The following is a 22,035-nucleotide window of genomic DNA, read 5'->3' on the forward strand; positions in this document are numbered from 1 at the left end:
GCGCTTCGCGCCTTCACCCCCTCTCTCACGCTTGCGCGTGGGAGGGGGGACGCCGCCAGCGCGGCGGGGCGGCCCTTGCGCGGCGGCCCTGGTCTTGGCCCTGCGCGCTGCACAGGCCTGTTTCTATTTGACCTACCGGCCCTCTCATGTTTGCCTCTTTCTTTCAACGCCTGATCGCCTGCCTGCTGCTGTGTGCAGCCGTGCAGGCGCACGCACTCACGGTCGAGGCGGCGCGGGCCATGGCCAGTGGCGATACCGACGAGCGCATCGCCGCGCTGCAGCAGGCCATTGCCACCCCCGACGACGCCACGCTGGCCTTCATCCGCGCGATGGGCGAAGACGCCGTCAAGATCGCAGGCGACAAGGCCATCGTCATGAAGGACGAAAAGGGCTACGACCCGGTGAGTGGCGCCGAGGTGCCTGTGCCCGACGATGCCGAAGACATCGTCAACAACAACCGCATGCGGGGCGAGTTCGACGCAGCGCTGGCTTCGCTGCAACTGCTGTCGCCCGATGTGGCCCAGCGCCGCACCGCCATCGACGCGCTGCGCGAAGAGACCGACGAGGCGCGTCTGCCCCTCATCGAGAAGGCCCTTGCCGCCGAGAAGGACGTTGCCCTGCAAGCCCGGCTCGAAGCCATCCGCGCGCGCATCCTGCTGGCGAGCAGCGATGCGTCGCAACGCCTGAAGGCCGCGCAGTATCTGGCCACCAGCGGCAACCCCGGCACGCGCACCGTGCTGCTGGAGCAGCTGCGCAATGAACAGGATCCTCAGGTCAAAGCCGCCATCCAGGCCGCGCTGACAGCGGTGGAAGGCCGTCTGCAGTGGGGCGAGAAGCTGGCCGCGCTGTTCACCGGCATCAGCCTGGGCTCCATCCTGCTGTTGGTGGCGCTGGGCCTTGCCATTACCTACGGGCTGATGGGCGTGATCAACATGGCCCACGGCGAGCTGATGATGATCGGCGCCTATGCCACCTATGTGATGCAGGGTGTGTTCCAGCGGTACTTTCCGGGTGCGTTCGACTGGTACCTGGTCGCGGCCGTGCCGGTGGCGTTCATGGCGTCGGCCCTGATGGGCGCGGTGCTGGAGCGCAGCGTGATCCGCTTCTTGTATGGCCGCCCGCTGGAGACGTTGCTGGCCACCTGGGGCATCAGCCTGATGCTGCAGCAGCTGGTGCGCACCGTGTTCGGCGCGCAGAACGTGGGCGTGGAAAACCCCGCGTGGATGAGCGGCGGCGTGCAGCTCATGGAAAACCTGCAGCTGCCCTGGAACCGCGTGATCATCGTCGCCTTCGCGCTGGCGGTGCTGGCCGGTGTGGCCTTCCTCATCAGCAAGACACGCCTTGGCCTGTTTGTGCGCGGCGTGACGCAGAACCGGCCCATTGCCTCGTGCATGGGCGTGAATACGGCGCGTGTGGATACCTATGCCTTTGCACTGGGCTCGGGCATCGCGGGTCTCGCGGGCTGCGCGCTGAGCCAGGTGGGCAACGTGGGGCCCGACCTGGGGCAGAGCTACATCGTGGACTCGTTCATGGTGGTAGTGCTGGGCGGCGTGGGCCAGCTGGCCGGCACCGTGTATGCCGCGCTGGGCCTTGGTGTGCTCAACAAGTTCCTCGAAGGCTGGACGGGCGCCGTGCTGGCCAAGATCGCCGTGCTGGTATTCATCATCATCTTCATCCAGAAGCGACCGCAGGGCATCTTTGCGGTCAAGGGGCGTACGGCCGATTGAGGCCGATAGAGACAGACTGATATGACTACGCCATCTCCTATCCAACTTCCTGCTCCGGCACCGCTGCTTACCCGCAGCGGCTGGTCAGCCTTTATCGTGGCGCTCATCGTGGTGTGCGCCGTGGCGCCCGTACTCAATCTGTGGGTGCCCGCAGGCAGCGCATTCCACCTCAGCGACTACGCCGTGGCGCTGCTCGGCAAGATCATGTGCTACGCCATCTGCGCACTCGCCATGGACTTGATCTGGGGCTACACCGGCATCCTGAGCCTGGGCCACGGCCTGTTCTTCGCTTTGGGTGGCTATGTGATGGGCATGTACCTCATGCGCCAGATCGGCCGCGACGGCAACTACCAAAGCGACCTGCCCGACTTCATGGTGTTCCTCGACTGGAAGGAGCTGCCCTGGCACTGGGCGCTGTCCGACAGCTTTGTGGCCACCTTAATCCTCATCGTGGCGGTGCCCGGCGTGATTGCATTCGTGTTCGGCTACTTCGCGTTCCGCTCGCGCATCAAGGGTGTGTATTTCTCCATCATCACCCAGGCCATGACCTATGCGGCCATGCTGCTGTTCTTTCGCAACGAGACGGGCTTTGGCGGGAACAACGGCTTTACCGACTTCAAGCGCATTCTGGGCATGCCCCTGGCCACGCAGAACATGCGCATGACGCTGTTCGTGCTCACGGGCGTGACGTTGCTGGTGTTCTTTTTGCTGGCCCGCTGGCTGGTGCGCAGCAAGTTTGGCCGCGTGCTGCAGGCGGTGCGCGATGCCGAAACGCGCGTCATGTTCTCGGGCTACTCGCCGCTGCCCTACAAGCTCACCATCTGGACCATCAGCGCCATGATGTGCGGCGTGGCGGGTGCGCTGTATGTGCCCCAGGTCGGCATCATCAACCCCGGCGAGATGAGCGCCGCCAACTCCATCGAGATCGCGGTGTGGGCTGCAGTGGGTGGCCGCGCCACGCTGATCGGGCCCATCGTGGGGGCGTTCATCGTCAATGGTGCCAAGAGCTGGCTCACCGTGACGGCGCCAGAGTTCTGGCTGTACTTTCTGGGCGCGCTGTTCATCGCCGTCACGCTGTTCCTGCCCGATGGTGTGGTGGGCCTGGTGAAGAAGTTGAAGAAGAACAACAACAAGAAGACCGAAGGAGCCGCGCCATGACGCCTGATCTGATGGACGAAGGCGCGCGGCGCATTCAGGCCCGGCTGGCACCTGCTGCGCTGGGCCAGACCGAATCCGGTGGCCGCACTGCAGGCTTCTCGCGCATCGCCACGCCCGGCGAGGTGGATATCACCCACGGCCGCATCCTGTACCTGGAAGACGTGAACGTGAGCTTTGACGGCTTCAAGGCCATCAATAACCTGAGCCTCGATATCGCACCCGGCGAGCTGCGCTGCATCATCGGCCCCAATGGTGCGGGCAAGACGACGATGATGGACATCATCACCGGCAAGACGCGGCCGGACAGCGGCACGGTGTATTTCGGCTCGACCATCGACCTGCTGCGCCACAACGAGCCGGAGATCGCCAGCCTGGGCATCGGCCGCAAGTTTCAGAAGCCCACGGTGTTTGAGCAGCTCAGTGTGTTCGAGAACCTGGAACTGGCCTTGAAGACGCACAAGGGCGTGACGTCGAGCATGTTCTTCCGTCTCGATTCAGCGCAGTCGGACCGGCTGGCCGAGATCCTGCACACGATTCATCTGGCGGACAGCGTGGCGCGCATGGCGGGGAATCTGAGCCATGGGCAAAAGCAGTGGCTAGAGATTGGCATGCTGCTGATGCAGGACCCCAAGTTGCTGTTGCTGGATGAGCCGGTGGCGGGGATGACGGATGAAGAAACTGCGCGCACGGCGGAGCTGTTTTTGACCTTGAAGGGGAAGCACTCGTTGATGGTGGTGGAGCACGACATGTCTTTCATTCGCACCATTTCTGAGATCGTGACGGTGTTGTGCGATGGGGCTGTGCTGGCGCAGGGGACGCTGGATCAGGTGCAGGCGGATGAGCGGGTGATTGAGGTTTATTTGGGGCGGTGATCGTGCTTTGCCGCTCTGGTTCCTTTGGTCTTGAGAACGTCCGCTATCCGTTCGGGCTGAGCCTGTCGAAGCCTGGGCGTGCTGGTTTGAAAAGCGCGCTTGTGTTCAGGGCGGAAGCCGGGTTATCGCCCCGGCGGGCGACTCACTTTTCTTTGCTTCGCCAAAGAAAAGTAAGCAAAAGAAAGGCGACCCCCAGTCTGCGACCCCTTCGCTGTGCGAAGGGGCAAACCTGCGTCGGGGCGGTTGCGGGGTGCGCCGCAGAACTCACTGCGCGCCTGCGGCGCTCCGCTCGAACAACTGCGGCGAGTCAGAGCACGAAGCATGGGCGCTCCGACGCCCATGCCACCCCGCAACCGCCCCGCCGCAGGCGCAGCCAGCAGGGGGTTGGGCACCCGAATATCCAACAGCCGAACAGCCACACGGGCCTTTGCTTCGCTCGGCCTCACCTCGCGGGCGCAAGCGCCACGCGCTGCGCAAACTGGGCCGAGCGCAGCAATGGCCCGAATGGATGTCCGCTCCCCGGGTTCCCTTCAGGATGCGCCGAGGAGCGCAGCGGCCAGCGGATCAGGGCTCGCGATTGTCTGAGCGCAACGCAGTGGAGCGAGTTCGAGCGAGACCCCGCTGGACGCGAGCACCGCAGGTTGCCCGCAGCGAAGCGAAGGGACGCAGCGTGTAGGGTCGCCTTCTCTTTGGTGACTTTCTCTTGGCGACGCAAGAGAAAGTTACTGCGCCGCCGGGCGCACACCCCGGCTCCCGCCCTTGGCAAAGGCATGGGGATCGATCAGCGGAGGGCTTCGACAAGCTCAGCCCGAATGGGCAGGGGATGTCCAATACTATAAAAACAATAGCTGCTTGCGCTTGAAGGACAAGCGCTAGAGGCCAAAAACACTCAAAACCACCATGCTCACCGTCCAAAATATCAACCAGTACTACGGCGGCTCCCACATCCTGCGCGACGTGAGCCTCACCGCCCAGGCCGGCAAAGTCACCGTCCTGCTAGGCCGCAACGGCGTCGGCAAAACCACGCTGCTCAAAAGCCTCATGGGCCTGGTCCCCATCAAAAGCGGGGGCATCACGTTCGATGGCAAACCCATCGACAAAACCACTCCCTATGACCGGGCGAGAGCAGGCATCGGCTTCGTCCCCCAAGGCCGCGAGATCTTCGGCCGCCTCACGGTAGAAGAAAACCTGCGCATGGGCCTGGCCTACAAAAGCGGCTCCACGCCCGTGCCCCCGCACCTGTACGAGCTGTTCCCCGTGCTCAAGCAAATGCTCAAGCGCCGGGGGGGCGACCTATCCGGCGGGCAACAACAGCAGCTGGCCATCGCCCGTGCCCTGGCCCCCGGCCCACGTCTGCTCATCCTGGACGAGCCCACCGAAGGCATCCAGCCCAGCATCATCAAAGACATCGGCCGCGTCATTCGCATGCTGGCAGACAAGGGAGAAATGGCCATCCTGTTGTGCGAGCAGTACTACGACTTCGCGCAGGAGCTGGCCGACGACTACCTGGTGATGGAGCGCGGCGAGGTCATCGCGCGCGGCCCGGGCAGCGAGATGGAAGCCAAGGGAATTCGCAATCTGGTCGCCATCTGAATGAAGGCGACAGACGCTCAGGCCTGCACCAGGCGGTTTTGTGAACCACGCCAGCGCGACACACTCTCCATGATCAGCACCGTGCACAGCACCCAGGTGCCCGCCAGCAGCCAGCCTGCCAGCACATCGCTGGCGTAGTGCACCTGCAGCACCACGCGGCTCCAGCCAGTGGTGAAGATGAGCGCGCCCGCTGCCAGCACCGCAGGCATGTGCCAGGGCCTTGGCAGCAGGCGGGTAGCCAGGTAGGCCAGCATGGCGTAGGCCGCCATCGACGCGCTGCTGTGCCCACTGGGAAAGCTGAAACCATCGGCCTGCGCAATGCCATGCACATGTTCTGGCCGCACGCGCTCGAACAGTTCTTTGAGGATCTTGGTCAGCGCACCATTGCCCGCCATGGCCACCAGCCAGCCGGTGGCCAGCAGCCGGTGCTGGCGCACCCACAGCGCCACCGCCACCACGATGGTGCCGCCTGCCAGCACCCATGAATCACCCAGGTGGGTCAGTGCCGCAAACCACTGCAGGACGGCCGTGTCCGCCTGGGCACGCATGCCCTGCGCAATGGCATCGTCCAGTGCACCCCAGTGGCCGCCCGTGCGCCCGCTCTCGGCCAGTTCGGCCATCGTGGCGCCCGCCAGCACCAGTGCAAATGCGCTGGCGCCCATGGCGGCCAGCACCACCCCATACGCCTGCGCGGGCAAAAACCTGCGCAGCGGCGGGCTGTGGTGCTGCGCGGTGCGCAAGCCGACCAGGGCCAGAGCGCCCACCAGGGCCGAGGCCACCATGCCTGCCACCCACCATTCCATCGGGTAGCGCGCCAGCAGCGCCCCCAGCGCGGCAAGGTCCATCGGGGTCGTGAGTGTCGCTATCGTCATCGGGTGCTGGTGGCTTTCTGCGTTTTGTTTTGGAAGTCAATATGAGGGAGCCGGGCGTTGTAACCGAGTTCCCTACACCCCGCCACAGCGAAGGTGTATGCCCCCTTGCCATGCGGCGTCTGTCGGCAAACTCTGACAGGGCAAGGGCGCAGCTGCTGGCTGCGGCAGGGGCGCGGCGGGGCGATCATTCAGGTCACCGCATTACACAATTCAGGATGGCTGCAGGGGGCTCCCTGGCACAATCCGTGCCCGACGCTCCAGGCGTTGCCTCCTGACGCAGCCGTCGAACCATGACCCCTTCCGAGCATCCCCATCCTGTCCGTCCCCACGGGCCCATCCACCTGGTGGTGCCCAAGCGCCCCGGTGCCGACCTGGACCTGCTGCGCGCCAAGCTGGAGGGCGTGCCCGCCTTGCAGGAGCACGACGTGGTCTGGCATGTGCCCGACCAGCGCGGCGACATCGTGCAGCTGGCGCGCGATGCCGCGCAGGCTGCGCTGGCCGATGGCGGGCTGGTGGTGGCGGCAGGGGGTGACGGCACCATCAACGCCGTGGCCTCGGCGGCGCTGCTGGCGGGGGTGCCACTGGGGGTGGTGCCCATGGGCACGTTCAACTACTTCAGTCGCGAACACGGCCTGGCGCTGGACCCCGAAGCCGCAGTGCAAGACATGCTGCAGGCGCTGCGCAACGGCGACCTGCGCCCGGTGCAGGTCGGTTTTGTCAACCGGCGCATGTTTGTCGTCAACGCCAGTGTGGGCCTGTACCCCAAGATGTTGGCCGACCGCGAAATGGCCTCGCGCCGCTTTGGTCGAAAGCGCTGGGTGGCCGTGGCGGCTGCGGTTTGGAGCATGTTCCGCCCCTCGGCGGGCCGCCGCTGGCGCGTAGTGATGAAGACCGACCGTGGTGCCCAGGCGCAGCAGGAGGAGCACCTGGTCACCACGCTGTTTGTGGGCAACAACCCTTTACAGCTCGACCGTATGGGCCTGCCGCAGGCGCAAACCGTGGCCGACGGCGGCAAGCTGGCCGTGGTCATGCTCAAGCCCCAAGGCCGCTGGGCCATAGCGCGCACGGTGTGGAACGCGGCCACCGGGCAGCTGCACAAAGACAATGCCGTGGTCAGCATGGCCTGTACCGAGCTGACCGTCACCCCCGCCAGTTGGCGCCCACCGCGAGTCAAGCTGGCGTTTGATGGCGAGCGCGAATGGATGGTGCCGCCCCTGCATTTCCGCCTGAGCGAGCGCCCGCTGTGGCTGGTGGCGCCCACCACCTTGATGCGTGACGATGAGCAGGAGGGCGAGACCCAGGGTACGCCAGTTGCAGCGCCAGAGCCCGTGTCGGTGCCCGGTCTCATGCCTGCATGACATTGGCCTGAAAGCACCGATGACCGTTTTGATGCACCTCTCGGATCTGCACTTCGGTGCACACGATCCTGCGGTGTGTGCGGCGGCCCAACGGCTGGCGCAGCGGCTTGGCGTGGCGATGGTGGTGGTGTCTGGCGACCTGACGCAGCGCGCCACCGCCGTGCAGTTTGAGCAGGCCGCGCGTTTTGTCAAAGGCTTGCATGCCCGCTCTACCCTGGTGCTGGCGGGCAACCACGACCTGCCGCTGTTTGCCTGGTGGATGCGCTGGGGCCGCGCCTACGAGCGCTATGCCCACCAGTTCGGCATCGACCAGGAGCCCGTGCGGCAGATGGGCGCCTTTTATGTGGTGGGCGTGAACACCACCCGCGCCTGGCGGCACGAGCGGGGCAGCCTGTCGTCGGCGCAGATCGATCATGTGGCCATGCTGCTGGCGCGCGCCCCGCCAGATGCCTGGCGCATCGTGGCCAGCCACCACCCCCTGGTGTCCCGCGACGCCGCCGACCGCGCGCACCGGCCCCACCGGGCGGACGAAGCGTTGCAACGCTGGCGCGCGGCGGGCGCCCATATGCTGCTGTCAGGCCACGTGCACGAACCCAGCGTGTTGCAGCCCCTGCCGGGCCTGTGGGCCTGCCGCGCGGGCACGGCGGTGTCGCACCGCCTGCGCCACGGCAGCCCCAACAGCCTGGTGGTGTTGACGGTGGAAGCCTCAGGCGCCGCCGTGGGGGGCTGGGCCCGCTATGCCGCGCGCTGGGATTACGACGAAGCGGCGGGAGAGTTTGTGTGCGTGCTGCGGCAGGCGGTGGGGGCGGAGTGAGCCACACGCTGTACAAGCAGTGCTGCCCATCAAGATACTCCTATTTTGGTAGCTACAAGCGCTTTCTGGATAAGCGCTAGATGCCAAAAGAACACTAAATATTCAGAGCGCAGGTTCTGAGCAGGCGCATCACTCCTCCCATCTTGTGCGAAAGGGGCAGGGGACGGGGCTGTACCGCGTGGCGCTTGGCCTCCCCCTCTCCCCAACCCTCCACCGCGGGGGGGGGGGGCCGGCCGCGCTCGCTGTTGCGGTTTTGCCCGGAGTGTTTTCACTGGTTGACCGTCGGGGTCTGCCCCGCCTATTCTGGCTGGCAGGGGCCGGTGATGCCCCCTATACCAATGAACTCCCCCACCCCCCGCGCCATGCACAAAGAATTCCACCACGATGCGGTGCGCCGCCTGCAGACGCTGATCGAGCGCGAGACCGGCACGCCGCTGCGCGAAGAAGCCCTCGCCGAGATGGCTGCCATCCTGCGCCAGGGCGACGGCCCGGAAGGTGCCGCCACCGATGACCGGTCTGTGGCCCCACGTGAGGTCACCATCCTGCTGGCCGACCTGCGCGGGTTCACCGCACTGTCGGGCTCGCAACCGGCGTCGGTGGTGATTGCGGCGCTCAACCGCTGCCTGGCGCGGTTGTCCGAAGTTGTGTTCAAGTACCAGGGCAGCATCGACAAGTTCATGGGCGACTCGATCATGGTGCTGTTCGGTGCGCCTGTGGCGCGCGAGGACGATGTGGATCGCGCGCTGTTGTGTGCCGTGGAGATGCAGATGGCCATGCGCGAGCTGAACCTCGCCCACCTGCGCGAGCGGCTGCCCGAGGTCTTCCTGGGCATTGGCGTGAACACGGGCACGGTAATGGCGGGGCGCTTTGGCTCGGACGTGTATTCCGAGTACACCGTGATCGGCGAGGCCGTCAACCTGGCCTCGCGCATTGAGGCACTGAGCCTGCGTGGCCAAGTGCTCATCAGCGACACCACCTACCAGCGCTGCTGGGGCCTGGTGTCGGCGTCTGCCCCCATGCAGGTGTATGTCAAAGGGCGCACGCAGCCGGTGAGCCTGCGCGAGCTGATTGCCATCCCCTCGCAAAAACTCAAGGTGCCGCGCCAGGAGTTTCGCCGCAGCCACCGTGTGGATGCGCGTCTGCCCTGCCTGTGCCAGCGCATGCAGGACAAGATCGTGGTGCCCCACATCGTGCACGGCGCCATCCGCGACATCGGCTACCACGGCCTGCTGGTGGAGCTGATCGAGCCGCTGGAGCCACACAGCGAGATCAAGCTGGAGTTTGAGCTGCCGCTGGTGGACTACCGCGTGGCCGACGTGTATGCGCGGGTCATCACCCTCAAGCCAGAGGGCGACGAATGGGTGGCGGGGCTGGAGTTCACCTCCATCAGTGCCGAATGCCATGCCAAGGTGCAGATGTTTGTGCAGCTGCTGGTGGCGCACTGAAAAGCCTCGCGCTGGCGTCTGGTTCGTTCATGGCTTGGGCTGTTTGGCGGGCCTCGCCCAGTTGGCAATGCTCACCTGCTTGCCCCGCGCCACACTCAGTGCCCCCGGCGCCGTGCTCTTGGTGATGGTGCTGCCACCACCCACCGTGCCGCCCGCACCAATGGTCACGGGCGCCACCAGCACGCAGTTGCTGCCCACATGCACATCGGCCTCGATCACCGTGCGGTGCTTGTTGGCGCCGTCGTAGTTGGCGGTGATGCTGCCTGCGCCGTAGTTCACGCGTTCACCCACGGTGGCGTCCCCCAGGTAGGCCAGGTGATTGGCCTTGGCGCCGTCGGCCATCGTCGAGTTCTTCACTTCCACAAAGTTGCCGATGTGCACTTCGCGGCCAAGCTGTGCACCAGGGCGCAGGCGGGCAAAGGGGCCGATCAATGCGCCCTCGCCCACGGTGGCGCCCAGCTTTTCGCCGTCGATGTGGGTGTAGGGGTGGATGACCGCGCCCGCCGCGATGCGCGCATTGGCAATGCAGCAGTTCGCGCCAATGCTCACACCCTCGCCCAGCTCCACACGGCCGGTGAAGACGCAGTTCACGTCGATCTCCACGTCCTGCCCGCAGACCAGCTCGCCGCGCGCGCCGGTGCGGGTATCGTCGCGCAGGTCAAAGCGGGCGGGGTCGGCCAGGCGCACGCCTTGCTCCATCAGCCCTCGGGCCTGGCGCAGCTGGTGGGCGCGCTCCAGCTCGGCCAGCTGCAGCGGGCTGTTCACGCCTGCCACCTGCAGCGCGTCAGTGATGCGGTGGGCCACCACGGGCACACCATCGGCCACGGCCATGGCGACGATGTCGGTCAGGTAGTACTCGCCCTGGGCGTTGTTGTTGGTGAGCCGCGCCAGCCAGGGCGTGAGCAACCGTGCGGGCACGGCCATGATGCCGCTGTAGACCTCGGTGATGGCGCGCTGGGCGTCGCTCGCATCCTTGTGTTCGACGATGCCTTGCACGGCATCCGATGTATTGCGCACGATGCGGCCATAACCGGTGGGGTCGGGCAGGGTCACCGTCAGCAGCGCCAGCCGCTCGCCACCGCTGGCAGCCACCAGGGCGCGCAGGGTGTCGGCCTGGGTCAGCGGCACATCGCCCGACAGCACCACCACCGTGCCGTCATCGCGCAGGTGCGGCACGGCCTGCTGCACCGCGTGGCCCGTGCCCAGCTGGGGTTCCTGGCGCACGAATTTGAGGTCAAAAGAGGCGCCAGCGCCTGCTGCACCTGCGGTAGCTGCTTCTACTTCTGTAGCACCGTGGCCGGTGATGACGATGGCGCTGCGCGCCTGCAGGTGCGCGGCCTGGTCCAGCACATGGTGCAGCAGCGGCCTCCCGGCCAAGCGCTGCAGGACCTTGGGCAGGCGGCTTTTCATGCGCGTGCCTTTGCCGGCCGCCATGATGAGGATGTCGAGTGAGGTCATGGGGTGTGGGTGTTCTGGGCGCGGCCGGACGCCCCCTGCAAGGCCAAGGTGCTGCCTGCACGTCGGCCCGGAGAGCGTGGCAGCCGCTTCAGGCTGTGGCTGTCTGCGGGGCTGCAGGCAAGGCCAACAACTGGCAGACTTCCTGCGCAAATCGGCTGGCCATCTGCTGCGCCCTCAACGCGGTGCGGCACTCGACCAGCACCCTAACGACGGGCTCTGTGCCCGATGCGCGCAGCAGTATCCGCCCATCGTCGCCCAGCGCCTGTTCTGCGCGCAGCTGGAAATGCGGTATCCACGCCCCATCGCCCATTCCGGCGCCTGGGGCGACAGGCACATTGACCAGGCACTGGGCGTTCATGCGCAGGTCGCCACACAGCTGGGCCAGGCTGCGTTGCGATCGCTGCATCGCGGCCACCACGCGCAGGGCAGACATCACGCCGTCGCCTGTGCTGTGCCAGTCCAGCCCAATCAGGTGCCCGGATCCCTCGCCACCCAGGCGCCAGCCGCGCTGCTTGAGCAGCTCCAGCACATGGCGGTCACCCACTGCAGAGCGTGCAAAGCCGATCCCACGGCGCTGCAGCGCCAGCTCCAGCCCCTGGTTGCTCATCACCGTGCCCACCACGCCACCCTGCAGACCATCGTTGGTCTGGGCATCGACGGCCAGCACGTACAGCAGCTCGTCGCCCGCGAAAATGCGGCCGTCGCTGTCCACCATCACCAGCCGGTCTCCATCGCCATCCAGCGCCACCCCAACGTCCGCCTGGTGGGCGAGCACGGCTGCGCTCAGGTGCTGGGGCGACGTGGCGCCGACCTTGTCGTTGATGTTCTGCCCATCGGGCGCGGCGCCCACCGCAATCACCTCTGCGCCCAGCTGCCGGAACACTTCCGGCGCGATGCGGTGGCAGGCGCCGTGGGCGGCGTCAACCACGATCTTCATGCCCCGCAGGTGCACGCCCGCAGGCACTGCCTTGCGGCAAAACTCGATGTACAGGCTGGACGCCTCTGGCAGCTGCGATACGCGCCCCAACTGGGAGGAGGGCAGGCACACCATGGGCTGGTCCATGGTGCGTTCAATGTCGGCTTCCATGCCGTCGGGCAGCTTGTCGCCCGTGGCCGAGAAGAACTTCACCCCGTTGTCTTCGCATGGGTTGTGCGATGCACTCACCACCACCCCGGCCTGGTAGCCGCGCAAGCGCGTCAGGTAGGCCACGCCCGGGGTGGGCAGCTCGCCGCACATCACGGTGTCCACGCCCGCCGCCGAGAAACCCGCCTGTAGCGCCGCCTCGAACATCGGCGCCGACCCCCGCGTATCGGTGCCCACGGCGACCACGGGCCGGGGATTGGGGCCTGTGTGCGTGCGGTGCAGCAGCTGGCCGCAGGCATGCGCCAAGCGCATGATGGTCTGGGGCGTCATGGGCTCCATGCCGACCGGGGCGCGCACCCCGTCGGTTCCAAACATCTTTTGCGTTTTCATGGGGGGTTCCTTGGTATGGGAGATTCGCCATCTCCTTCTGTTTCGCAGGAGACCAGGGCGAGCGCGAAACATAATTTCTGGCGGCAGGGGTGGTCTGTACGCTGGCGAACACCGCCCGCATGTGTTCGCCAGCGCACAGACCGCGTGGTGCGGTGACGCCGAACATGTCAGCCCACGCCACGGATCTCCCATTGAACCCACACTCCCCACCGCCATCGCGACGCAGCCTGTGGCGCCCCCGCCAATGCCTGCAACGGCTCGTCCGCAGCGCCATCACCTGGGCTGCGATTGGGGCATCGTTCGGCGCCCCTGCCGCAACCCTCGATCTGGCGGGGTATTCCGATGTCTCGGGCGCGATCACGGTGCAGCACGGCGGGGATACGGTGGACCCGTACTTCGCGCTGCAGGCCCTGCTGCTGGCGCACAGCCACGGGCTGGATATTTCTGCACCCGCCAAAGCGTGGGGTGCATGGCTGTTGCCACGACAAAAGCCCGACGCCACGTTCGACCGCTTTTGCCGCAACGGCCCGGTATGGGCCGCCTGCAAGACGGCCGATGCCGACGATTCCCAGCTCGGCCTGTGGCTGGCTTTCATGGACACCCTGCCCGCCGCACAGCGCAGCCAGGCCGCATGGGTGCGCAGCCGCACGGCCACCAGCGCAGCGCTGGCCAAGTTGGTCGATCCGGACAAGGGCATCTACCTGGTCTCCCCGGTGTACCAGCATGGCCTGTTGATGGACAACCTGGAGCTGTGGGAATACACCTTTACCCACAGGGCTGCAGAAAGCGCTCGCCACCCCAGCTTCACCAAAACACTGGCGTCCGTGTTCTGGGACGGGCAGCGCAAGCGCTTTCTGGTCTCAACCCAGCCAGGCCAGCGTGACACCACCCATGCCTTCTACCCCGATGCGGTGGCGCAGATCTTTCCCTTGCTGGTGCGCTTTCCGCTCATTCCGGGGGGGGCGCGTGCCCACTACCGCCGCTGGATGGAGGATCACCGCACCGAGTGGCTCGCCCAGGTGAAGGGCGACTTTGCGTGGGGCCTGGTCGCCATCGTGGCGCTGCAGCAAAACGATATTCCCTCCGCGCGGTGCTGGCTGCAGACCGCGCTGCCGCACCGGCACAGCGCCCATTGGACGGTGACGGACGAAGTCGCTGCACAAATCTTGCAAGCGCGCGCCATCACACCGGCCCCGGAGACCACCGCCTGCACCGTTCCCAGCAACTCCTCCCACCCCGCATCATGAACGCTCTCCCATCCCGTGCTTCAACCCGCACCCGCGGCCTTGTTTTGGCCCTCGGGTGCATGGCGGCATGCCTGCCAGCGGCCCACGCGCAAGGCACCGCTGCGGCGGACTTTCCCGCGCCCGTTCGGGGTCTTGAGGCCTACGCCAGCCGCCACCACCTCAGCAACGGTTATGGCAACTGGCATGAGACCGGCTTGCGCGGCCAGTACGGGATGGGCAGCCATCTCTGGGCCGCAGAAGTCGCCACCATGCGGCGTTTTGGCGAGTCTGGCCGGTTCATCGGGTTGTCCGACACCTGGACCCTGAACGAAGACTGGTTCACTGCGGTGTCTGTGGGCGCAGGCGACGGGGCCGCTTACCTGCCGCGCTACCGGGTTGACGGCTTCGTCAACCGCAAATTGCTTGCGTCTCGCCAATGGGTTGCCACGCTGGGCGCGGGCTACTACCGTGCGCCCGATGGCCACATCGACCGCAACATCAGCCTGGGCTCCACCTACTACTTCGAGTCGCCCTGGGTGGTGCAGGCAGAGGTGCGCTTCAACAACAGCTCCCCCGGGCAGGTACGTACGCACCAGCAGTTTGTGGCTGCGACCTGGGGCCGCGCAAAACAGACCCAGGTCATCGCGCGCCATGGCTGGGGCGCTGAGGGCTACCAGGCCATTGGGGGCGGTGCGTCCCTGGTCAACTTTGACAGTCGGCAAACGCAGCTCACACTGCGACAGTGGGTCGGCCCTCAATGGGGGTTTACCGCGGGCGTGGAGCGCTACAGCAATCCTTTCTACGACCGCAACGGCGCCAGGCTGTCGCTGTTTTGGGAACTGCCGTAGCGTTGTGTTTGCGCGGCGCTTTGACAGCCCAGCGTGCGTGGCTTCACGTGTGTGGGTGCCGACGCAGTAGCGAGCCCGACATCACCTGTTCGTAGATCCGCCTGTCCTGGAGAAAACAGCCGCAGCTTTGTGCCAGCAACGCCGGGCTGTCCAGCACCAGAATGTGCCCGCGCGCGTACTGGATCACACCACGCTCTTGCAGCTGGCCCGCCGCAACGGTCACGCCCGCACGGCGAACGCCCAGCAGCTTGGCCAACCCGGCATGTGTCATCTCGATATCCGGGCTGCGCAACTGGGTGGTGCTTGCCAGCAGCAACCGGGCCAGTCGCTGAGCGAGCGAGTGACAGTGCACGCAAGCCACCATGGTTCCCATCTGCGACAGCTGGACATATTGGTAGCGGGCGGCTATCACCCGCAGCGACCGGCTGGCAAGGCACTGGCCGCGCCAGACATTCAGTCGGATCCGCCAGGCCTGGCCTGCCCCCGACACCACGGCGTCGAAGGCGGACGCCGACACCCCGGACCCTGCACTGGCGCCCAGCATCCCCTCAAATCCGAGCTGGCTGGCCCCGCAGTTGCGCGCACCATTCAAATTCGACAGGAGCGAGACCATGCTGTTCGTCGGGAAGTACACATGGCTGAGCCGCTCGCCAGCCCGCCCCAGCATTTGCTGGCGGTCCAGTTCGACCCACTCGGCCCGCGACAACAGGCGCGACCGCTCTGCGGGCCGCAGCAGGGCCAGCAGGCGGTTGGCGAGGGATTGGTCGATATACGGCTTCCAGAAAGGGGTGGCGTCCATTCTGGTGGCTCGTCCTGGCCCTATCTGTCTGCTAGCGCACCCGGGTGGGCGCACGGGGCCTTGCGCTTGAACAGGCACTCATGCCGACAGGTTGCCAGCCAGCACGGACTTTGTGCGCTGGTAGAAGCCCAGTTCATTGATCGTCACCAGTCTGCGGTTGGCTGCAAACAGCTTGTCGATCGTTGCCAGTTGCGCGCTGGCCAGCCCAGTTTGCCCGCGCAGGGCAGCGACATAACCCAGAATGGCCCAGGGAAACGGGTCGTGGCTTCCCGTTTCCCAACCGGGCGTGTGTGTGTTGAAGTAGTTCCATCCGGCCGTGAATTGCCCAGCCAGTTCTCTCAGTCCAAACGCCTGCGGGTAAACCTGGCAAGTGGTCCCGGGGTAGAAGTCTGCGGTCAGTGCGGGCGCTGCGTCACTCGACAAGAATGCTTGCGCGGGTGCCTTGAAGAGAAAGCGCGATACGCCCTCTGCAGTGTTGGACGCCAGCAAGTCGTAGTAGTTGGCTTCGTGCAGCTCGCTGCGCGACCGCAACAAGGCCGCGAAATCGCGCAGACCCCGATAGCCCTCGCAGTTGTCCATGAGGTATCCGCTGGAATTGCTCTGGCTGCGCGGCGACTGAAAGACCGATGTCAAGCCCGAAGGCTTGGCGGTCAGCGCCAGATTGCGATACGCCATGTTTTTCAGGGCAGCCTTGTTCGATTCCCACCAGGCCCAGTTGCCGCTGGCCACCACATAGCGTGTGGCCAGCGATAAAAACGTGGCGGCATAGGAATCGTCCGAATCGGATGCCACTTTTTTGAACACGGAGGGGTTGGCACGCCCATACGGCAATTCAATGTCTGCAATGGTGCTGGTGGCGGCGTTGACATTCGCCAGGTACAGGTTGAGGTACGGCAGCACATGGGACTGCAGATCGGCAGCGCCCAGCAAGGGGACGATGGCAACCAGCCCCAGGTTGGCAAAGTACCAGTTGAGGCCCCCATTGGGTGCCAGCTCATAGCCACCGGCATAGGGCCCTGATGGAATGCGCAGCGCCTTGATCTCGGCCACTGCGTCGATGGGGGGTGAATCGATTGCTGCCCGGGCTGGGGTGCCCAGGAGCCAACCTGCGGCCAGTGCCGCTGGCACCTTGGTGATCAATGAACGACGCTGCATGTGCCCAATCTCCGAGTGAAGACCCGAACACCGCTTTCGTCATCTGGAGAGCAACAGCGCAGAAAAAAATGGCGCACTGCCAGGAAGGCCGCCGCCCCCGGGGAAAAGGACAGCGACCTGATTTTGCGAAGATTGCCCGCATTTATTCGGCGCCGTACGCAGGCGTACCGATCCGCTCACACGGCGATTTTTGGCGTATGGAAAGCGTCGAGCTTGCAGGGCGCCCGGCTGCCTCTCAATGGGTGGCGGACAGGGGGGCCGTGCTTGCAGCCCATGCGTAAAGGGCCACAAAAACCATCATGTCGAACAGGGCTCCAAAGCACAGGTACAAAACCGGCATGAAGACCACCGACAGGTGCTGCAGGATCAGCAGGTGCACCAGCGCCTGCTGCGGCACCATGATCCCAAAAAACATGAGGATGAGCAGCGTGTGCACGACCTTGGCCTGCCAGCTGATCTGTAGCGGGTAGTAGCCCAGCGCCATCAGCACCGGTATCGACAACATCAGCAGATAGCCTGCATCCAGCAGGTCCACCGCATGGCTTAGCAACTGGTGGGGGAATGGCATGGGCGCGAACCAGAAATACAGCAGGGCCAGCGCTTGCACCACACACAGCACGCGCACCAGGTACTGTGCGGGCAACCAGCGCCCCCGCAGGCGCAGCGACAGACCCCAGGCCACCACGACCACCACCGCAGCGAGCGCCGCGCCGGTGGTGGTGGACAAACCCAGGTCGCTGGCGCCGGGCGACCAGCTCAAGCCCAGCAGATCCTGGCGGGAAGCGATGTCGGCAGGCACGAGTGGCAACTGCAGCCATTGCGCCCAGGTCAGCAGATAGCTGCGCCAAAAGCCGTACAAAGGCTCCCGCAAGCCGTAGAGGAGCGCCAGCCACGCCAGGGGCAACCCCACCATCTGCAGCACAAGCCACGGGCTCATGCGAACGTGGCCCAACGCCCGGTGGGTCAATTGGTGTGTGTGCGCCTTCTGAGCCCGCGCCAGAAGGCCGCGTGCGGCGGCAAAGGCAGTCTCACGGTCTTGCCGACTGTGGGCGATGGGGGATGGATGTGGCACAGAGAGCCCTCGGGTTCCGGATCAATGAAAAGACGCTGTGGGGGCAACAGCTCCGGCTGTCCACACAATACCCAGGCGGCGTGCCCAGACGGTCCCATGGGCTCGGGCTCCGGCTTCGGCCATGATGGTTTCGGCGCTGACCGTGGTGAGCGCCTGCGGCGTACCCACCTGAACGCCCGCTCCCAGCAAGATGCCTGACTCCGAGACCAGCGGCCCCGTGACATGGGCGTGGTCCAGAATCTGGATCTGTTTTTCACTGCACAGCGCCCCCTGAACCCGGGCCCCGGCCCCCATGACAATGCCGTCCCGCGCTTTGACATCGCCCAGGATTTCCGTGCCCGCACCAATCAGCAAGCGCCCGGTAACCACCAGCGATCCGTGGTAGCGGTGCATGCGCGGCAGCTTGCAGTTGCCCCGGATCAGCGTGACATGGTCGCTTTGTCGCACCGCGCCTTCCAGCCGCTCAAAACTTGCATCGACCAGTGCGTGAGACTCGCGTTCCGGCTCCACGGTGGCATCGCCACCGAAGGAAATACTGGGCGCCTGAATTCGCTCAAAACAGCAGTCCGCCTCCAGCTCCACGGAGGTGGCAGACGACAGGCGTCGCAGCCCGGAGCACCCCCGCTGCAGATGCAGCGATGCATCTGCGTGCGCCCATTGCCCCACCTCGCACCCCGTGCCCAGCCAGATGCGCCCTTGGGCCAGCAGCCCCACAAAACGGCTGTTGGCCTGGGCTTCAAAGTCGCCATGAATGAAGACGGGGGCCGAGCACACGATGGCGCCCTGAGGCTTGATCGACCCCAGGCACACCAGCGGGCGGCGCATGGCGGCCCAGTTCATGCCCTCCAGCGCAACGGGTGCGAAATCAAAATCAGTGGTGGGCTGGCTGGGCAACGGACTGGGCAACTGCGTCTGGTGCGCCTGCACCAGCGCCCGGAACCGGTCGGAAAAATGTTCGATGTCGGTTGTGTATTGCGGCAACACCTGCAACGCTGCGGTATCTGTGGGGTGCCTCCACTCGCGCCAGGTGGGGCCAAAGGCAATCACCGCCAAGGCCACGCTGAGCAAAAGGAAAGCCAGGTAGAACAAGGTGGTGTTCATTGTTCGACGCTCGGCTGGCGGTAGCGCACCGTCTTGTCCCACACCATGTCGCGGCGCAAGAGCTTGTCCATCAACTGCCCCCACACGGAGGACGAAATGGCGAACAGGCTGATGATGAAACCCAGCAGGCTCAACGGCAGCAAGCGCAGACGCCGGCGTTTTCCGTCGAGCAGCACCGCCACCGCGATCTCGAAGAACGCTGCAAAGTTGCCCAACGTGCCGTAGGCCATCAGTGCGAACACCGAAATCAACCCGGTCAGCATGTCGCCTGCGTTGAAGAAATACAAGCCGATGGCCAGCAGCCAGCCCACCAGCAGCAGCGGCGGCAATGCAAAGACGAACAGCAGCAACAAGCCATCCAGCCGCTCGGGCCAGCTCAGATACGGGCTGAACGCAAACCGCAGGCCGTAGCGCACCATCACCTGGTTGTGCCCCTTGGCCCAGCGCTTGATCTGCTTGATGCGAACCGGCCAGTCCTGCGGCACCTCTTCATAACACTCGGAGCGGTTGGTGTAGACGGTTTTCCAGCCGTTCAGCAGAAGGCGGTAGGTGATGTCCGTGTCTTCGGCCAGCGTGTCGTCATGCCATCCGCCGACGGCCGCCACGGCAGAGCAGCGTACCCCGCCCACGGTGCCGCCGTACTGGGGTACCAGGCGCAGGTTCATCCGCGCCTGCTGGTCTACCTGGTAGCCGCCGCTGCGCTCCAGATCGAGCATGCGCGTGAGCAGGTTCACCCCGGTGTTGACCGGTACCACGCGCCCCATCACCGCGCCCACCTCAGGGTCAAAAAACGGTGCCACCAGCTGCTTGAGCAAGCCTCGGCCCGGCACGTAGTCGGCGTCAAAGATGATCACGATGTCGCCCTGCGCATGTTGCAGGGCATCCTTGAGCGCTGCGGCCTTGCCGGGCTTGCCCTTGGTGCGGTGAAACGGCACGATGCGCCCCGGAAAGCGGCTGACCCAGTCGTCGATGATCTCGCGGGTGCTGTCAGTAGAGCGGTCGTTGACCGGCACCACCTTGAGCCTTTCCAGCGGATAGTTGGTATTGAGCAGGGCCTGCAGGCATCCGGCAATCACCTTTTCCTCGTTGTGGGCGGCGATGAAGACCGTGACCAGCGGCCAGTCTGCCTGGTCAATGTCGAGGTAGGGATGGCGCTGGTGCCCGAGCAGGCGGTTGAGCGTGAGCAAGCCATGGCGTGCTGCATAAACCATCATGACGACGATGATCATGGCCAGCACCACGGCCATTGCCGACAGGATGGTGTGCGCCACAGGCCCTGGCACCCAGGATTGCGCCAGCGGGTCTGTCGAGCGTGCAGGCAGCGGGAGCAAGGCCGCCCACGCAGCCGCACTGCCGCCCATGGCGGCTGCCGCCGCTACGCAGGTCCGCCACGGCAAGCCCCGGGCGGCGGTGAGCTGCGCAGCCACACGGTGCCTCATGCCCCTCCGATTCGAATCCATGGTTCGCCCTTTTGCTTCAACGGTTGCTGGCCCTGTATGAGGCATGCCGTAAGGGGTCCGAAGGACGCTTTACGCCAATCCACAAAGGGGTGTGCGTGGAATGTAAGTAACGTGTCCAAACGGGTCTGTTCGTTGCCGTACAGAGGTTGGGTGTGTTGGTGCCGGACGCGGCGGGTCGATGGAATCGCCCCTGCTTGCGGGGGGCGTGCATCCCTCAATCAGCCGCGCAAAGCCGGTCGGCAATGTGGCGTGCCGCGTTGCCATCGCCAAAGGGGCTCAGCTCCAGCTGCATGGCGCGGTAGACCGCAACATCGCGCAGCAGCTCGGAAGCTGCGGTAACCACGCGCGTGATGTCGGTGCCCACCAGCACGGCACCACCGGCCTCAACCAGCTCCTGGCGCTCGGTACTGTCGCGTGCAATGAGCACCGGCCGCGCCAGTGCGGAGGCTTCTTCCTGGATGCCGCCCGAATCCGTCAGCGTGAAATAGCAGCGCTCCAGCAGGGTGATCAAGGCCGGGTAGTCCACGGGGGCCGTCAGGCAGACGCGCGCGCGCATGGCATCGGGCAGTGCTGCAATCACAGGCTGCACCGCCTCGCTGACCGCCGGGTTGGGGTGCAGCGGCCAGACCACGACCAGGTCGGGATGGGCGGCCAGAAGCTGCCCGATGGCCATTGCGATGTTGCGAATGGGCTCGCCCCAGTTCTCGCGCCGGTGCGCCGTCACCAGCAGAAGCCGCTGGCTGGCATGCTCGCCCAGGAAGGCCTCAACACCTGCGGGCAGGGTTGACGGTACCGACGTTGTGGAAGGCTCCAGCTGTTGCTGCGTCCAGCGTGTTGCATCGATGACCGTGTTGCCCACCACCGAGATGCGCGCGTCTGCGACGCCCTCGCGCAGCAGGTTGTCCCGCGTCCTTGCAGTGGGCGCGAAATGCCAATGGGCCAACCGGGCAATCAGCTCGCGGTTCTTTTCCTCGGGGAACGGTTCGCGTGTTCCGGTTCGCAGGCCCGCTTCGATGTGCGCGACCGGCTTGTCGTTGTAGTAGCCGCTCAATGCCCCCACCAGTGCTGACGTGGTGTCACCCTGCACCAGGACCACGTCCGGCTGAGACTCGGAGACCGCGCGATCCACCCCTTCGAGCAGCAGCGCCGTGAGGTCGCCCAGCCGATTGCTGCGCCGTTCGGGGGGAAGGCGCACATCCGGGCCCATGCCAAAGAATCGGTACAACACCTCGGCCACCGCTTCGTGCTGGCCGGTGTGGAGCACCACCACGCGATGACCGCGCTGCTGAAGCTCGCGGTGCAAGGGGGCCATCTTGATGATTTCCGGGCGGGTGCCCAGACAGGCGAGATAGGTGGTCATCAATTCTTTCAGTGTTGAAATGGGCGTCCCTGAGGGAGGGTGAGGGGGGCGTGCAGAAGGTCAGTCCGGTGCCAAGCTGTGCGGTAGCGCACAGCAAAGCTTCCGGATCGCGCGGATGGTGCGGTGCGGTGGTGAGGCACGTCTGTTGTCCACCGCACATAGCGGGGTGGGCGCCGGCGGGTGTGGGAGCGCTGGCGCCATGGCGCTGTGGAGCAGCGCAGCAGGAACGTGGCTACCGTGGAA

19 protein-coding genes are annotated in these 22,035 nt (G+C 65.5%); 9 read left to right on the forward strand and 10 right to left on the reverse strand.

The window, feature by feature from the left end:
• Window positions 1–146 precede the first annotated feature (146 nt).
• From urtB to urtD, 3 genes are read left to right on the forward strand one after another with little or no spacing between them, the layout of a single operon-like run.
• Window positions 147–1,727 carry an urea ABC transporter permease subunit UrtB gene (gene urtB / locus EXV95_RS22650; protein WP_176888595.1) on the forward strand — a complete coding sequence of 527 codons (1,581 nt, stop codon included), beginning with the start codon at window positions 147–149 and terminating at the stop codon, window positions 1,725–1,727.
• A gap of 21 nt (window positions 1,728–1,748) precedes the next feature.
• Window positions 1,749–2,885: an urea ABC transporter permease subunit UrtC gene (gene urtC / locus EXV95_RS22655; RefSeq protein ID WP_176888596.1), complete on the forward strand. Its 1,137-nt coding sequence runs from the start codon at window positions 1,749–1,751 to the stop codon at window positions 2,883–2,885.
• Window positions 2,882–3,757 (forward strand): urea ABC transporter ATP-binding protein UrtD, encoded by an 876-nt coding sequence (gene urtD, locus EXV95_RS22660; RefSeq protein WP_176888597.1) that lies wholly within the window; start codon window positions 2,882–2,884, stop codon window positions 3,755–3,757. The genes urtC and urtD overlap by 4 nt, the downstream gene beginning before the upstream one ends.
• Window positions 3,758–4,538: 781 nt before the next feature.
• Here the strand turns inward: urtD and EXV95_RS25195 are convergent.
• Complete coding sequence (locus tag EXV95_RS25195; protein WP_370460131.1) at window positions 4,539–4,646, reverse strand: DUF1010 domain-containing protein; 108 nt, start codon at window positions 4,644–4,646, stop codon at window positions 4,539–4,541.
• Between the two features lie 11 nt (window positions 4,647–4,657).
• On the opposite strand from EXV95_RS25195, the gene urtE reads away from it, so the two are divergent.
• Window positions 4,658–5,350, forward strand: a complete 693-nt coding sequence (urtE, locus tag EXV95_RS22665) for an urea ABC transporter ATP-binding subunit UrtE (RefSeq protein WP_055398987.1) — start codon at window positions 4,658–4,660, stop codon at window positions 5,348–5,350.
• A gap of 17 nt (window positions 5,351–5,367) precedes the next feature.
• Here the strand turns inward: urtE and EXV95_RS22670 are convergent, their stop codons facing one another.
• Window positions 5,368–6,222, reverse strand: coding sequence for a phosphatase PAP2 family protein (locus tag EXV95_RS22670; RefSeq protein WP_370460132.1), 855 nt, complete (start codon window positions 6,220–6,222; stop codon window positions 5,368–5,370).
• A gap of 290 nt (window positions 6,223–6,512) precedes the next feature.
• Between EXV95_RS22670 and EXV95_RS22675 the strand changes: the two genes are divergently transcribed.
• From EXV95_RS22675 to EXV95_RS22685, 3 genes are all read left to right on the forward strand, one after another.
• Window positions 6,513–7,580, forward strand: a complete 1,068-nt coding sequence (locus EXV95_RS22675) for a diacylglycerol kinase family protein (RefSeq protein WP_255484840.1) — start codon at window positions 6,513–6,515, stop codon at window positions 7,578–7,580.
• Window positions 7,581–7,599: 19 nt separating this feature from the next.
• Window positions 7,600–8,394 (forward strand): metallophosphoesterase, encoded by a 795-nt coding sequence (locus EXV95_RS22680; RefSeq protein ID WP_176888598.1) that lies wholly within the window; start codon window positions 7,600–7,602, stop codon window positions 8,392–8,394.
• 362 nt (window positions 8,395–8,756) lie between these two features.
• Window positions 8,757–9,839, forward strand: a complete 1,083-nt coding sequence (locus EXV95_RS22685; protein WP_176888599.1) for an adenylate/guanylate cyclase domain-containing protein — start codon at window positions 8,757–8,759, stop codon at window positions 9,837–9,839.
• A gap of 27 nt (window positions 9,840–9,866) precedes the next feature.
• Here EXV95_RS22685 and glmU read toward each other — a convergent pair whose 3' ends face one another.
• Window positions 9,867–11,297: a bifunctional UDP-N-acetylglucosamine diphosphorylase/glucosamine-1-phosphate N-acetyltransferase GlmU gene (gene glmU, locus EXV95_RS22690; RefSeq protein ID WP_176888600.1), complete on the reverse strand. Its 1,431-nt coding sequence runs from the start codon at window positions 11,295–11,297 to the stop codon at window positions 9,867–9,869.
• A gap of 88 nt (window positions 11,298–11,385) precedes the next feature.
• Window positions 11,386–12,771, reverse strand: a complete 1,386-nt coding sequence (glmM, locus tag EXV95_RS22695; RefSeq protein ID WP_255484841.1) for a phosphoglucosamine mutase — start codon at window positions 12,769–12,771, stop codon at window positions 11,386–11,388.
• Between the two features lie 191 nt (window positions 12,772–12,962).
• Here glmM and EXV95_RS22700 point away from each other — a divergent pair, with 191 nt between their 5' ends.
• Complete coding sequence (locus EXV95_RS22700) at window positions 12,963–14,018, forward strand: hypothetical protein (protein WP_255484842.1); 1,056 nt, start codon at window positions 12,963–12,965, stop codon at window positions 14,016–14,018.
• 59 nt (window positions 14,019–14,077) lie between these two features.
• Window positions 14,078–14,845 (forward strand): YaiO family outer membrane beta-barrel protein, encoded by a 768-nt coding sequence (locus EXV95_RS22705; protein WP_176888601.1) that lies wholly within the window; start codon window positions 14,078–14,080, stop codon window positions 14,843–14,845.
• Between the two features lie 43 nt (window positions 14,846–14,888).
• On the opposite strand, the gene EXV95_RS22710 is transcribed toward EXV95_RS22705, so the two are convergent.
• The 6 genes from EXV95_RS22710 to wecB form a co-directional block, all read right to left on the reverse strand.
• Window positions 14,889–15,644: a Crp/Fnr family transcriptional regulator gene (locus tag EXV95_RS22710; protein WP_176888602.1), complete on the reverse strand. Its 756-nt coding sequence runs from the start codon at window positions 15,642–15,644 to the stop codon at window positions 14,889–14,891.
• A gap of 78 nt (window positions 15,645–15,722) precedes the next feature.
• Window positions 15,723–16,799, reverse strand: coding sequence for a hypothetical protein (locus EXV95_RS22715; RefSeq protein WP_255484843.1), 1,077 nt, complete (start codon window positions 16,797–16,799; stop codon window positions 15,723–15,725).
• A 235-nt stretch (window positions 16,800–17,034) separates the two neighbouring features.
• A complete protein-coding gene (locus EXV95_RS22720; RefSeq protein WP_176888603.1) occupies window positions 17,035–17,736 on the reverse strand; it encodes a hypothetical protein in 702 nt (233 codons plus the stop codon).
• Between the two features lie 156 nt (window positions 17,737–17,892).
• Window positions 17,893–18,972: a polymer-forming cytoskeletal protein gene (locus EXV95_RS22725; protein WP_176888604.1), complete on the reverse strand. Its 1,080-nt coding sequence runs from the start codon at window positions 18,970–18,972 to the stop codon at window positions 17,893–17,895.
• Window positions 18,969–20,411, reverse strand: coding sequence for a glycosyltransferase family 2 protein (locus EXV95_RS22730; RefSeq protein ID WP_370460134.1), 1,443 nt, complete (start codon window positions 20,409–20,411; stop codon window positions 18,969–18,971). Before EXV95_RS22730 ends, EXV95_RS22725 begins: the two co-directional genes overlap by 4 nt.
• Window positions 20,412–20,646: 235 nt before the next feature.
• A complete protein-coding gene (wecB, locus tag EXV95_RS22735) occupies window positions 20,647–21,792 on the reverse strand; it encodes a non-hydrolyzing UDP-N-acetylglucosamine 2-epimerase (RefSeq protein WP_176888605.1) in 1,146 nt (381 codons plus the stop codon).
• Between the last annotated feature and the right edge of the window lie 243 nt (window positions 21,793–22,035).

The sequence above is a fragment of the Acidovorax sp. JMULE5 genome, from assembly GCF_013376875.1.
Classification (GTDB): Bacteria; Pseudomonadota; Gammaproteobacteria; order Burkholderiales; family Burkholderiaceae_C; genus Acidovorax; species Acidovorax facilis.

What these genes read in the sequence shown, in the direction of transcription:
- urtB (WP_176888595.1), top strand. Translation starts at nt 147, where the DNA reads ATGTTTGCCTCTTTCTTTCAACGCCTGATCGCCTGCCTGCTGCTGTGT.
- urtC (WP_176888596.1), top strand. Translation starts at nt 1,749, where the DNA reads ATGACTACGCCATCTCCTATCCAACTTCCTGCTCCGGCACCGCTGCTT.
- urtD (WP_176888597.1), top strand. Translation starts at nt 2,882, where the DNA reads ATGACGCCTGATCTGATGGACGAAGGCGCGCGGCGCATTCAGGCCCGG.
- urtE (WP_055398987.1), top strand. Translation starts at nt 4,658, where the DNA reads ATGCTCACCGTCCAAAATATCAACCAGTACTACGGCGGCTCCCACATC.
- EXV95_RS22670 (WP_370460132.1), bottom strand. Translation starts at nt 6,222, where the DNA reads ATGACGATAGCGACACTCACGACCCCGATGGACCTTGCCGCGCTGGGG.
- EXV95_RS22675 (WP_255484840.1), top strand. Translation starts at nt 6,513, where the DNA reads ATGACCCCTTCCGAGCATCCCCATCCTGTCCGTCCCCACGGGCCCATC.
- EXV95_RS22680 (WP_176888598.1), top strand. Translation starts at nt 7,600, where the DNA reads ATGACCGTTTTGATGCACCTCTCGGATCTGCACTTCGGTGCACACGAT.
- EXV95_RS22685 (WP_176888599.1), top strand. Translation starts at nt 8,757, where the DNA reads ATGCACAAAGAATTCCACCACGATGCGGTGCGCCGCCTGCAGACGCTG.
- glmU (WP_176888600.1), bottom strand. Translation starts at nt 11,297, where the DNA reads ATGACCTCACTCGACATCCTCATCATGGCGGCCGGCAAAGGCACGCGC.
- glmM (WP_255484841.1), bottom strand. Translation starts at nt 12,771, where the DNA reads ATGAAAACGCAAAAGATGTTTGGAACCGACGGGGTGCGCGCCCCGGTC.
- EXV95_RS22705 (WP_176888601.1), top strand. Translation starts at nt 14,078, where the DNA reads ATGGCGGCATGCCTGCCAGCGGCCCACGCGCAAGGCACCGCTGCGGCG.
- EXV95_RS22710 (WP_176888602.1), bottom strand. Translation starts at nt 15,644, where the DNA reads ATGGACGCCACCCCTTTCTGGAAGCCGTATATCGACCAATCCCTCGCC.
- EXV95_RS22715 (WP_255484843.1), bottom strand. Translation starts at nt 16,799, where the DNA reads ATGCAGCGTCGTTCATTGATCACCAAGGTGCCAGCGGCACTGGCCGCA.
- EXV95_RS22720 (WP_176888603.1), bottom strand. Translation starts at nt 17,736, where the DNA reads ATGAGCCCGTGGCTTGTGCTGCAGATGGTGGGGTTGCCCCTGGCGTGG.
- EXV95_RS22725 (WP_176888604.1), bottom strand. Translation starts at nt 18,972, where the DNA reads ATGAACACCACCTTGTTCTACCTGGCTTTCCTTTTGCTCAGCGTGGCC.
- EXV95_RS22730 (WP_370460134.1), bottom strand. Translation starts at nt 20,411, where the DNA reads ATGAGGCACCGTGTGGCTGCGCAGCTCACCGCCGCCCGGGGCTTGCCG.
- wecB (WP_176888605.1), bottom strand. Translation starts at nt 21,792, where the DNA reads ATGACCACCTATCTCGCCTGTCTGGGCACCCGCCCGGAAATCATCAAG.